Below are 12,046 nucleotides of genomic sequence, written 5' to 3' on the forward strand. Positions count from 1 at the left end.
GTCCTGCGTGATCGAGAGGTAGTCGTCGTGGCCGAGCTCGTCTCGTTCCTTCCCCTGGTGGCCATCGCGCTGCTCTTCTGGCTGATGGTGGTGCGCCCCGCGTCGCGACGCCAGAAGGAGCTGCGCCGGGTCCAGTCCGAGCTGCGCCCCGGACAGCGGGTGATGCTCTCCTCGGGCATCTACGGCACGGTCACCACGATCGGTGACGACCGCGTGCACGTCGAGCTCGCCCCGGGCGTCGTGGTCGAGGTCGTCCGGGCTGCCATCGGCGCCGTCGACGAGGCCGCCGGAGACGCCGTACCCCCCACGGCCGAGTCCGGGGACTGAGGTGGCGCGCGCGCACACCCCGGGGCGCACCCTGGTCGTCTTCTTCCTGGGCCTGGCCCTGTCCTACGGACTGGTGGCGCTCGCCGGACAGTGGACGCCCAAGCTCGGCCTGGACCTCCAGGGCGGCACCAGGATCACCCTCGTCGCCGAGGGCAAGCCGGACGCCGCCCAGCTCGAGGAGGCCCGCAAGATCATCGAGAGCCGCGTCAACGGCTCCGGCGTCGCCGAGGCCGAGGTCGCGGTCCAGGGCAACCAGTACGTCGTGGTGGAGATCCCCGGCGAGAGCCGTCGTGACCTCGTGGAGACCGTGAAGCGGCAGGCGCAGCTGCGCTTCCGGGTCGTGGCTCAGGTCGCCGACGGCGTCGCCGGTGCGACGGGAAGCCAGTCGGGCAGCCCGGTGCCCGGCACCGGCAGCCTGCCCGGCACCGTGACCGAGTCGCAGGCGCCGACCAACCCCAGCGAGTCGCCCAGCCCCGGCACGAAGAAGCAGAAGTCGTCGAAGCAGCGCGCCCCGCTGGCCTGGGCGGCCGACGAGACGGGCTCGGAGTCGCCGACCCCGTCGCCGAGCCCCTCGCCGAGCCCCTCGCCGAGCGACGCGCCGTCCCAGGACGGCCAAGACCCGCTCCAGTGGATGAACAACCCGGATGCGAAGTCGCTGCAGGCCTTCCAGAAGTTCGCCTGCCCGGCCCCCGGCGAGGCCCCCGACGTGGTCGACGACCCGGACAAGCCGCTGGTCACCTGCGACGAGAACGGCCTCAAGTACCTGCTCTCGGAGTCGATGATCGAGGGCACCCAGCTGTCCAGCGCGTCGACGCGGCCACCGGACCAGCAGAGCGTCGAGTGGGGCGTGGACCTCAAGTTCGACGGTGAGGGCACCAAGGAGTTCGCCCGCATCTCCCGGGCGCTCTACAACACCGACAAGCAGTTCGCGATCGTGCTCGACGGCCAGGTCATCTCCGCGCCCACGATGAACGGCATCATCACCGACGGGCGCGCGCAGATCACCGGTGAGTTCACCGAGGCCGAGGCCAACAGCCTCGCGACGAGCCTCGACTTCGGTGCACTGCCCATCTCCTTCCAGCCCGACCCCCAGGTTGAGCTGGTCGGGCCGTCGCTGGCCGGCAACCAGCTGAGCGCGGGCATCACGGCCGGCGCGATCGGCCTCGGGCTCGTGATGCTCTACTGCCTGCTCTACTACCGCGGCCTCGGCCTCGTCGTGATCGCCTCGCTCCTCGTGGCCGCCGCGCTGACCTACGCGCTCGTGGTGCTGCTGAGCAAGGGAGCCGGCTTCACGCTCTCCCTGCCCGGCATCGCCGGCCTGATCGTGGCGGTGGGCATCACCGCCGACTCGTTCGTCGTGTTCTTCGAACGCATCCGCGACGAGATGCGCGAGGGCAAGTCGATGAAGGTGGCCGTGGAGTCCGGCTGGGTCCGCGCCCGCAACACCTGCCTCGCGGCCGACGCGGTCTCGCTGCTCGCGGCCCTGGTGCTCTACATCTTTGCTGTGGGCGTCGTGAAGGGCTTCGCCTTCGCGCTCGGCCTCTCGACGCTGATCGACCTCGTCGTGTTCTTCTGGTTCACCAAGCCGATGGTCTCCTGGCTGGCCCGGTTCCACCTGTTCAGCTCCGGCCATCCCCTGTCCGGGCTCAGCCGGGACGCGCTCGGTGTCAGGGACACGACACCTGAGAAGCTGCCCGCGGGAGGTGTGGCCTGATGGGTGCCTTCTCCAGGCTCGGCAACGACCTCTACACCGGCCGCCGCTCGATCGACTTCGTCGGTCGCCGCTGGCTCTGGTACGCCACGTCCGCCCTGATCGTCGCCGTGGCCGTCCTCGGCATGACGACCAAGGGCTTCAACATGGGCATCGAGTTCACCGGTGGTGCGGAATACCGCGTCACCCTGCCCGCGTCGCAGGTCAACCAGGACACGGCCGACGAGGTGCGCCAGGCCGTCGCCGGCACCGGTGTCGAGGGCGCCACGTCGCCGGTGGTCACGACCTCCGGCGAAGAGGCGATCCTCGTCCAGACTGAGCCGCTCAACGACCACGAGAGCAAGGAGGTCGTCGACGCCCTCCTGGCGACCACCGGAGCCTCCGCCGGCGACATCTCCCAGACCGAGATCGGACCGAGCTGGGGCCGCGAGGTCGCCGAGCGGTCGCTGATCGGCCTCGCGGTCTTCCTGGTCCTCGTGGTGCTCTTCATCTGGGCCTACTTCCGCGAGTGGAAGATGTCGGTCGCCGCGATGGTGGCCCTGGCCCACGACGTACTCATCACCGTCGGCGTCTATGCCCTCTCCGGCTTCGAGGTCACCCCTGCCACCGTCACCGGGGTGCTGACCATCCTCGGCTTCTCCCTCTACGACACCGTCGTCGTCTTCGACAAGGTGCGCGAGAACACCGCGGAGCTGCGCAAGACCAAGATGACGTACGCCGAGTCCGCCAACCTGGCGGTCAACCAGACCCTGGTGCGCTCGATCAACACCTCGCTGGTGGCGCTCATCCCGGTGGCGGCGATCCTCTACGTCGGGGCCGTGCAGCTGGGCTCCGGATCCTTGAAGGACCTTGCGCTCGCGCTGTTCGTCGGCATGGCCGCCGGCGCCTACTCCTCGATCTTCATCGCGACCCCGCTGCTGGTGCACATGAAGCAGAACGAGCCGGACATCGCGCTCACCGAGCGTCGCGCGGCAGCCCGCCGGCGCGAGGCCGCCGCCGACCGCTACGCCCACGTCGGAGGCGCCCGCGCGGACGCCACGCCGCCGCCCGATCCGCGCACCGGCGCGACCCCGCGGCCGCCCAAGGCTCCGGTCGCCCCGCCGCGGAAGCCCGAGGCCGTCGGGAAGGGCCGGGTCGTGCCCAAGGCCCACGCGCCGTTGCAGAAGAGCGGGGCCGCCGGGCGCGTGCAGCCCGTGCGGAAGCCGAGGTCGCAGCGCGGGAAGAAGAAGTGAGCGCCGAGGGGGTGCGCGCCGCGCTCGAGCGGCTCGTCCGCGACGTGCCGGACTTCCCCGAGCCCGGGATCGTCTTCAAGGACATCACCCCGTTGCTCGCGGACCACAAGGCCTTCAGCCAGGTCGTCGAGGCGCTCGCCGAGATGGGCCGTGACGAGTCGGGTGCCGGGGTCGTCGACAAGGTCGTCGGCATGGAGGCCCGGGGCTTCATCCTGGCCGCGCCGGTGGCGCTGGCACTGGGTGCGGGCTTCGTCCCCGTGCGCAAGGCCGGCAAGCTGCCGGGCGAGACGCACGCGGTGTCCTACGCCCTGGAGTACGGCGAGGCCACCCTGGAGCTGCACCGCGACGCCGTCGCGCCGGGGGAGCGGGTGCTGCTCGTCGACGACGTGCTCGCGACCGGCGGCACCGTGGCCGCGACCCGCCAGCTCGTCGAGGCGTGCGGTGGTGTGGTCGTCGGGGTGGCCGTGCTGATGGAGCTCGGGTTCCTGCCCGGGCGCGAGACGGTGGGCGACCTGCCACTGCACGCCCTGATGACGATCTGACCTCTCAACCTCCGAGCGCCCGCAGGCGGGGTCCCCGCTCCTCCTAGACTGGCGGGATGACCGACGAGACGACGACTCCGCAGCCGCCGCGCGCGGACGTCCCCGTCTCCGCGCGCAGCATGCGGGCCCGCCTGGCTCGCATCGGCTCCAGGCCGTCGAACGCCAACCCGGTCCTCGAGCCGCTCTTCCGTGCGGTCCGCGCCAACCATCCCAAGGCCGACCTCGCCCTGCTCGCGCGGGCCTACGAGGTCGCCGAGAAGATGCACGGGACGCAGATGCGCAAGAGCGGCGACCCCTACATCACCCACCCGCTCGCGGTCACGACCATCCTGGCCGACATCGGCATGACCGAGCCGACCCTCGTCGCGTCCCTGCTGCACGACACGGTCGAGGACACGCCGTACACGCTCGACCAGCTGCGCGCCGACTTCGGCGACGAGGTCGCCCAGCTCGTCGACGGCGTCACCAAGCTCGACAAGGTCCAGTACGGCGACTCCGCGCAGGCCGAGACCATCCGCAAGATGATCGTGGCGATGTCCAAGGACATCCGCGTCCTGGTCATCAAGCTCGCCGACCGGCTCCACAACATGCGCACGCTGCGCTATCTGAAGGCCGACACGCAGGAGCGCAAGGCCCGCGAGACCCTCGACATCTACGCCCCGCTGGCCCACCGGCTCGGCATGAACACCCTGAAGTGGGAGCTCGAGGATCTCGCCTTCGCCACGCTGCACCCCAAGATCTACGACGAGATCGTGCGAATGGTCGCCGAGCGCGCGCCCTCGCGCGACTCGTTCCTCGCCGAGGTGATCGCCCAGGTCGACCAGGACCTCAGGGACGCCAAGATCAAGGCCAAGGTCACCGGCCGCCCGAAGCACTACTACTCGATCTACCAGAAGATGATCGTCGGCGGCCGGGAGTTCTCCGACATCTACGACCTGGTCGGCGTGCGTGTCCTCGTGGAGGAGGACCGCGACTGCTACTCCGTCCTCGGCGTCCTGCACTCGCGGTGGAACCCGGTGCTCGGGCGCTTCAAGGACTACATCGCGATGCCGAAGTTCAACATGTACCAGTCGCTGCACACGACGGTCATCGGCCCGCAGGGCAAGCCCGTGGAGCTGCAGATCCGCACCTTCGCCCAGCACCGCCGTGCGGAGTACGGCGTCGCGGCGCACTGGAAGTACAAGGAGGACGGGCGCAACGGGCTCGACACCGAGCAGCGCGGCGACCTCGACGACATGGGCTGGCTGCGCCAGCTGATGGACTGGCAGAGCGAGGTCGAGGATCCGGGGGAGTTCCTGGAGTCGCTGCGCTTCGAGATGAACCAGGCGCAGGTCTACGTCTTCACCCCCCGCGGCGACGTGATCGCCCTGCCGGTGGGCGCGACGCCCGTCGACTTCGCCTACGCCGTGCACACCGAGGTTGGCCACCACACCATCGGAGCCCGGGTGAACGGTCGCCTGGTGCCCCTGGAGTCGGCGCTCGACAACGGCGACGTCGTCGAGGTCTTCACGTCCAAGGCGCCTGGTGCCGGGCCGTCGCGTGACTGGCTCACCTTCGTCAAGTCCCCCCGGGCCCGCAACAAGATCCGGCAGTGGTTCACCAAGGAGCGCCGCGAGGAGTCGATCGAGCAGGGCAAGGACCAGATCGCCCGGCTGATGCGCAAGGAGGGTCTGCCCCTCAAGCGCCTGATGTCCCACGAGACCCTGAGCCAGGCGGCCGCGCACTTCCACCACGCCGACATCTCGGCCCTCTATGCCGCGGTCGGCGAGGGCAACCTCAGCGCCCAGGCCGTCGTACGCCACGTCATCGAGGTGCACGGCGGCCAGGAGGGCGCCGCGGAGGACCTGGCGGAGGCCGTCACCATCACCGGTCGCCGCGGCCGGGCCAAGCCGACCGGCACCGGCGACTCGGGCGTGATCGTCAAGGGTGCGGCCGACGTCTGGGTCAAGCTGGCCAAGTGCTGCACCCCGGTGCCGGGAGACCCGATCCTCGGCTTCGTCACCAAGGGCGGGGGAGTCTCGGTGCACCGCCGTGACTGCACCAACGCTTCGTCCCTCCAGTCCCAGCCCGAGAAGATCCTCGACGTCGAGTGGGCGCCCACGTCCTCCTCGACGTTCCTGGTCAACATCCAGGTCGAGGCGCTCGACCGGGCCCGCCTGCTCTCCGACATCACGATGGTGCTCTCCGACCAGCACGTGAACATCCTCAGCGCCACCCTGTCGACCAACCGCGACCGCGTCTCCAAGAGCCGCTTCAGCTTCGAGATGGCCGACGCATCCCACCTGGACAGCCTGCTGCGCGCCGTACGCTCCGTGCCCGGCGTCTTCGACGCCTATCGCGTCACCTCGTAGGCCCACCGGGGGGTCGAGCGGAGTCGAGACCTGGGTCGGGTGGTCGAGCGGAGTCGAGACCTGGGTCGGGTGGTCGAGCGGAGTCGAGACCTGGAGTCAGTCGAAGTAGTTGACGCCTCGCTTGGACCAGCCCGTGCGGCCGCGAGCTAGTCCTGGCAGATCCTTGAAGCGTCCTTCGATCAGCGCGATCCGCTTCGCGCGAGACCAGTTCTGGATCTGCTTCTCGAGCCCGAAGGCTTCATCGATCTTCTCCGTCTCGTGAGACCAGACGAGCTCGACCGGCAATCGACGGCGGGTGTACTCAGCGCCCAGCCCCAGGTTGTGCTGATGAACTCGAGCGGACAGGTCAGTCGTGCTGCCACATAGAACGAACCATCACTGCAAGGAAGCATGTAGACCCAGGCCATGGCTCATGGTTGACCGGACCTGAGCACGCCACAACGCGGGCACGCGTCTCCTGTGGACAACGGTCTCGACTTCGCTCGACCTGCCGGCTTGGTCAGGCAGGAGACGGTGTGGTTCAGCTGAAGTCTGCCGCGGCCCGGCGGGCCATCTCCAGGAAGGCCTGCCGGCTGGCGAGGGCCTCCTCGAGCTCCTTGGTCTTCCTGGCGTCGCCGGCGGCGCGGGCGGCCTCGAGCCTGGCCTCGGTCTCGGCGATGCCGGCCTCGAGCTTGCCGATCATGTCGTCGGCGCGTGCCGACTTCTCCGGGTCGGAGCGGCGCCACTGGTCGTCCTCGACCGCGCGGATCGCCTGCTCGACCTTGCGCATCCGGCCCTCGAGGTCCTTCATGCGGTCACGGGGCACCTTGCCGGCGGCGTCCCAGCGGTCCGCGATGTCGCGGAACGCCCTCTTGGCGGCGTCGACGTCGGTCACCGGCAGGAGCGCCTCGGCCTCGGCCAGCAGCTGCTCCTTGACCTCCGCGTTGGCCGCGAACTCGCGGTCCTGCTCCGCGTTGGCCGCGTCCCGGGCCCCGAAGAAGAGGTCCTGGGCGCCACGGAACCGAGCCCAGAGCTGGTCGTCGACATCGCGGGGCGCGGGCCCGGCTGCCTTCCACTCGCGCATCAGGTCGCGGTAGCGACCCGAGGTCGCGCCCCAGTCGGTCGAGTCGGCGAGCGCCTCGGCCTCCGCGGCCAGCCGCTCCTTGACCACGCGGGCGGAGTCGCGACGCTGGTGCTCCTCGGCGAAGTGCGCCTTGCGGCGCCGGGTGTACGACGTGCGCGCGCTGCTGAAGCGGCGCCACAACGCGTCGTCGGTGGCCTTGTCGAGACGGGGGAGTGCCTTCCACTGCTCCAGCAGGTCGCGCAGCCGGTTGGCGCCGTTGCGCCAGTCGTTGCTCTCCGCCAGGCGCTCGGCCTCGGCGACGATCTTCTCCTTCTCGGCCTTCGACTCCGCCGTGCGCTGCGCCTTCTCGGCCTTCCGGGCCTCGCGCTGGAGCGCGATCAGAGGAGCGGTGGCGTCGAGCCGTGCGACGAGCGACTGCAGGTCGCCGACCGCGTTGGCCCCCACCACCTGCTCACGCAGTCCCTTGACCGAGGCGGCAGCCTCGTCGGGACCGAGCTTGCCCGCGGCGATGCGCTGCTCGAGCAGATGCACCTCGAAGGCGAGGGCGTCGAAGCGGTCGGTGAAGAACTTGAGCGCCTCCTCGGGCGTGCCCTCGGGGTACTGTCCCACAGCCCGTTCCCCGTCGGTCGTCTTCACGTAGACGGTGCCGTCCTTGGCCACTCGGCCCCACTCGGACTGCTGATCGGCGCTCATGGTCGCCCATCGTAGTCACCCCCACGGACCGCCTCGGTAGGCTGACTCCCCGAGCCCGCCCGCCCGACGACAGCCAGGACTGATCACGTGTTCATCGCCGGATTCCCCGCCGGACCCTGGGGGACCAACTGCTACGTCGTCGCCACCGGCCCAGGCGCCGAGTGCGTGGTCATCGACCCGGGCAAGGACGCCGCCGCCGGGGTGGCCGAGGTGGTGCGCGAGCACCGTCTCAAGCCGGTGTCCGTCCTGGTGACCCACGGCCACGTCGACCACGTGTGGTGCGTGGCGCCGGTGGCCGGCACCTACGACGCCACCGCCTGGATCCACCCCCGCGACCGGCACCTGCTCACCGATCCGCTGGCCGGCATCTCCCCCGAGAGCGCCGGGATGCTCCTGGGTGCGGACGCGGAGTGGGCGGAGCCCGACGACGTCCGCGAGCTCTCCGACGCGCAGTCGCTGGAGCTCGCCGGCCTCACCTTCGTCGTCGACCACACCCCGGGGCACACCGAGGGCTCGGTCACCTTCCGCACCCCTTACCTGGGGGCACCCGGGGACGGAGCCCCCGTGCGACAGGAGGTCTCCGAGGTGATGTTCTCCGGCGACCTGCTCTTCGCCGGGTCCATCGGCCGCACCGACCTCCCCGGCGGCGACCACGCGACCATGCTGCGCAGCCTCACCGAGAAGGTGCTCCCGCTGGCCGACGACATCGTGGTGCTGCCCGGCCACGGCGAGCAGACGTCGATCGGTCGCGAGCGCGCCACCAACCCCTACCTGCTGGACCTGGCCGACCAGGGCTCCGCGGGTCACACGATCAAGCAGAGCATCCGAGGACTGTAGAAATTGGCCAAGCCCACCCCGCTCAGCGGGTTCCCCGAGCTGCTCCCCGCCCAGCGGTTCGTCGAGCAGCAGGTCGTCGACACCCTGCGGCACACGTTCGAGCTGCACGGCTTTGCCGGCATCGAGACCCGCGCCGTGGAGCCGCTCGACCAGCTGCTCCGCAAGGGCGACACCTCCAAGGAGGTCTACCTCCTTCGCCGGCTGCACGAGGAGTCCGCCGAGGGCCACGCGGGCCTCGGCCTCCACTTCGACCTCACCGTGCCCTTCGCGCGCTACGTCCTCGAGAACGCCGGCAAGCTGGAGTTCCCGTTCCGCCGCTACCAGGTGCAGAAGGCGTGGCGCGGCGAGCGGCCCCAGGAGGGGCGGTTCCGCGAGTTCACGCAGGCCGACATCGACATCGTCGGTCGCGACGAGCTGCCGTTCCACCACGACGTCGAGGTCACCCGGGTCATGGTCGACGCGCTCACGCGGCTCGCCGACCCCAGCTCGATCGGCATGCCCGGCTTCAGCCTGCAGGTCAACAACCGCAAGCTGATCCAGGGCTTCTACCAGGGCCTCGGGCTCACCGACACCGACGAGGTGATGCGGGTCGTCGACAAGCTCGACAAGCTGCCCGTCGAGACGGTGAAGGCGATGCTCGTCGAGGAGTCGGGGCTCCAGCCCGACACCGCCGACCGGGTGCTCCAGCTCGCCACGATCCGTGCGACGGACGACTCGTTCGTCAAGGCGGTCCGCGACCTGGGGGTCGAGCACGAGCTCCTCGACACCGGCCTCGACGAGCTCGCAGAGCTCGTCCGGTCGTGCGCCGACCTGGTGAGCGACCGGGTCCGGGTGGAGGCCGACCTGTCGATCGCCCGCGGACTCGACTACTACACCGGCACCGTCTTCGAGACGCGCCTGGACGGCTACGAGTCGCTCGGCTCCATCTGCTCCGGGGGTCGGTACGACGCGCTGGCGAGCGACGGCCGCACGACCTACCCCGGCGTCGGCATCTCGCTGGGTGTCAGCCGCGTGGTCGTGCCGCTCCTTGCCCGGACCGGCCTGACGGCGACGCGGTCCGTGCCGAGCGCCGTGCTGGTCGCGCTGGCCGACGAGGAGTCGCGCCCCGCCAGCCAGGCGGTCGCCTCCGCCCTGCGGGCGCGACAGATCCCTTGCGAGGTCGCCCCGGCGCCAGCCAGATTCGGCAAGCAGATCCGCTTCGCCGAGCGACGTGGCATCCCCTTCGTCTGGTTCGTCCAGGACGAGGGGCACCAGGTCAAGGACATCCGCACCGGCGACCAGGTCGACGCAGACCCGGCCACCTGGACGCCCCCGGCCGCGGACCTGCGTCCCGGCATCACCAGCACCGAATCGAAGGAGAACCAGTGATCCGCACCCACGACGCCGGCGCCCTGCGCGCCGAGCACGTCGGCCAGACCGTCACCCTTGCCGGATGGGTGGCCCGGCGGCGCGATCACGGGGGCGTGGCCTTCCTCGACCTCCGCGAGGCGAGCGGCGTGGTGCAGGTGGTCGTCCGCGACGAGGAGGTCGCCCACAGCCTGCGCAGCGAATACTGCCTCGCGGTGACCGGCGAGGTCGTCGCCCGCAAGGAGGGCGCGGAGAACCCCAACCTCGCCACCGGCGAGATCGAGGTCGTCGCGAACCACGTCGAGGTCCTGTCGCCGTCGGCCCCGCTGCCCTTCCCGATCGACGAGCATGTCGAGGTCGGCGAGGAGGCGCGACTCAAGCACCGCTACCTCGACCTCCGGCGTACGGGCCCGAACAGCGCGCTGCGCCTACGCAGCAAGGCCAACAAGGCCGCCCGCGAGGTGCTCGACCGCCACGACTTCGTCGAGATCGAGACCCCGACGCTGACGCGCAGCACCCCCGAGGGCGCGCGCGACTTCCTGGTGCCCGCCCGGCTGCGGCCCGGCAGCTGGTATGCCCTGCCGCAGAGTCCCCAGCTGTTCAAGCAGCTGCTGATGGTCGCCGGCATGGAGCGCTACTACCAGATCGCCCGGTGCTACCGCGACGAGGACTTCCGCGCCGACCGGCAGCCGGAGTTCACCCAGCTCGACATCGAGATGAGCTTCGTCGAGCAGGACGACGTGATCGCCCTCTCCGAGGAGATCCTGACGGCCCTGTGGGGGCTGATCGGGGTCGAGGTCCCCACGCCGCTGCCGCGGATGACGTACGCCGAGGCGATGGCGCGCTACGGCTCCGACAAGCCCGACCTGCGGGTCGGCCTGGAGCTGGTGGACTGCACCGAGTTCTTCGCCGACACCACGTTCCGGGTATTCCAGGCGCCGTACGTCGGTGCCGTCGTGATGCCCGGGGGAGCGAGCCAGCCGCGCAAGCAGCTCGACGCGTGGCAGGAGTGGGCCAAGCAGCGTGGGGCGAAGGGTCTCGCCTACATCCTGGTGCAGGAGGACGGCGAGCTGGGCGGTCCGGTCGCGAAGAACCTCACCGACGCGGAGCGGGCCGGGATCGCCGGCCACGTCGGCGCCAGGCCGGGCGACTGCATCTTCTTCGGCGCGGGCGCGGTGAAGCCCAGCCGGGCGCTGCTCGGCGCCGCCCGGCTCGAGATCGGCCGCCGCTGCGGCCTCATCGACGAGTCCGCGTGGAGCTTCCTCTGGATCGTCGACGCGCCGCTCCTCGAGCCGGCAGGGGAGGCGACGGCCGCCGGAGAGGTCACGGTCGGCCACGGCGAGTGGACCGCGGTGCACCACGCGTTCACCTCGCCGCAGGACGTCGAGGGCTTCGACAAGGACCCTGCCAACGCGGTGGCGTGGGCCTACGACATCGTCTGCAACGGCAACGAGATCGGCGGCGGCTCGATCCGTATCCACCGCGAGGACGTGCAGAAGCGGGTCTTCGCGCTCATGGGCATCTCCGAGGAGGAGGCCGAGGAGAAGTTCGGCTTCCTGCTGGAGGCCTTCAAGTACGGCGCGCCCCCGCACGGCGGCATCGCGTTCGGCTGGGACCGGATCTGCGCGCTGCTCTCCGGCAGCGACTCGATCCGCGACGTGATCGCCTTCCCGAAGTCGGGCGGCGGCTACGACCCACTCACCGCGGCGCCCGCTCCGATCACCGCCGAGCAGCGCAAGGAAGCCGGTGTGGACGCCCTCCCGGCGGCAGATCTCCCGCCTGCTCCCTGAGATTTCCACCTCTGTCCGGATATCGACCAAAGCAGTCGTGTCCAGATCGTTACATGGTGGTGCTCGTTCGGGAAGTGCCCGTCACATAGAGTCGCGAATCGGCGCCCGGGCGATCCCCGACGCGTGCAAAGACTGGACTGCCAGACGACGAGG

Annotated in this window: 10 protein-coding genes; 8 read left to right on the forward strand and 2 right to left on the reverse strand. The window is 70.4% G+C overall.

Translation table 11 applies throughout. From position 1 onward, the window contains the following. Positions 1–27: 27 nt before the first annotated feature. The 5 genes from yajC to DDE18_RS10970 all read left to right on the forward strand — a co-directional run bounded on the left by yajC (position 28) and on the right by DDE18_RS10970 (position 6,163). Positions 28–327: a preprotein translocase subunit YajC gene (gene yajC / locus DDE18_RS10950; protein WP_116572296.1), complete on the forward strand. Its 300-nt coding sequence runs from the start codon at positions 28–30 to the stop codon at positions 325–327. Position 328: 1 nt separating this feature from the next. Continuing rightward, positions 329–2,041: a protein translocase subunit SecD gene (secD, locus tag DDE18_RS10955; RefSeq protein WP_116572297.1), complete on the forward strand. Its 1,713-nt coding sequence runs from the start codon at positions 329–331 to the stop codon at positions 2,039–2,041. Beyond that, positions 2,041–3,270, forward strand: coding sequence for a protein translocase subunit SecF (gene secF / locus DDE18_RS10960; RefSeq protein ID WP_116572298.1), 1,230 nt, complete (start codon positions 2,041–2,043; stop codon positions 3,268–3,270). The genes secD and secF overlap by 1 nt, the downstream gene beginning before the upstream one ends. Then, a complete protein-coding gene (locus tag DDE18_RS10965) occupies positions 3,267–3,812 on the forward strand; it encodes an adenine phosphoribosyltransferase (RefSeq protein WP_116572299.1) in 546 nt (181 codons plus the stop codon). Before secF ends, DDE18_RS10965 begins: the two co-directional genes overlap by 4 nt. Before the next feature lie 119 nt (positions 3,813–3,931). Beyond that, positions 3,932–6,163: a RelA/SpoT family protein gene (locus DDE18_RS10970; protein WP_116572474.1), complete on the forward strand. Its 2,232-nt coding sequence runs from the start codon at positions 3,932–3,934 to the stop codon at positions 6,161–6,163. 96 nt (positions 6,164–6,259) lie between these two features. Here DDE18_RS10970 and DDE18_RS10975 read toward each other — a convergent pair whose 3' ends face one another. Continuing rightward, positions 6,260–6,508 carry a GIY-YIG nuclease family protein gene (locus DDE18_RS10975; protein WP_342748934.1) on the reverse strand — a complete coding sequence of 83 codons (249 nt, stop codon included), beginning with the start codon at positions 6,506–6,508 and terminating at the stop codon, positions 6,260–6,262. A gap of 175 nt (positions 6,509–6,683) precedes the next feature. After that, entirely contained in the window at positions 6,684–7,919 is a 1,236-nt protein-coding gene (locus tag DDE18_RS10980; RefSeq protein ID WP_116572300.1) for a DUF349 domain-containing protein, read from the reverse strand. An 87-nt stretch (positions 7,920–8,006) separates the two neighbouring features. Here DDE18_RS10980 and DDE18_RS10985 point away from each other — a divergent pair, with 87 nt between their 5' ends. Genes DDE18_RS10985 through aspS form a run of 3 tightly spaced genes read left to right on the forward strand, consistent with a single transcriptional unit; the run spans position 8,007 to position 11,893 of the window. After that, complete coding sequence (locus tag DDE18_RS10985) at positions 8,007–8,756, forward strand: MBL fold metallo-hydrolase (protein ID WP_116572301.1); 750 nt, start codon at positions 8,007–8,009, stop codon at positions 8,754–8,756. Between the two features lie 3 nt (positions 8,757–8,759). Continuing rightward, the gene (hisS, locus tag DDE18_RS10990; protein WP_116572302.1) at positions 8,760–10,124 is read left to right on the forward strand and encodes a histidine--tRNA ligase; all 1,365 of its coding nucleotides are present in this window, start codon (positions 8,760–8,762) and stop codon (positions 10,122–10,124) included. After that, on the forward strand, positions 10,121–11,893 hold the full coding sequence (gene aspS, locus DDE18_RS10995) for an aspartate--tRNA ligase (RefSeq protein WP_116572303.1): 1,773 nt from the start codon (positions 10,121–10,123) through the stop codon (positions 11,891–11,893). Before hisS ends, aspS begins: the two co-directional genes overlap by 4 nt. The last annotated feature ends 153 nt before the right edge of the window (positions 11,894–12,046 follow it).

The organism is Nocardioides gansuensis (assembly GCF_003076135.1).
Lineage (GTDB): Bacteria > Actinomycetota > Actinomycetes > Propionibacteriales > Nocardioidaceae > Nocardioides > Nocardioides gansuensis.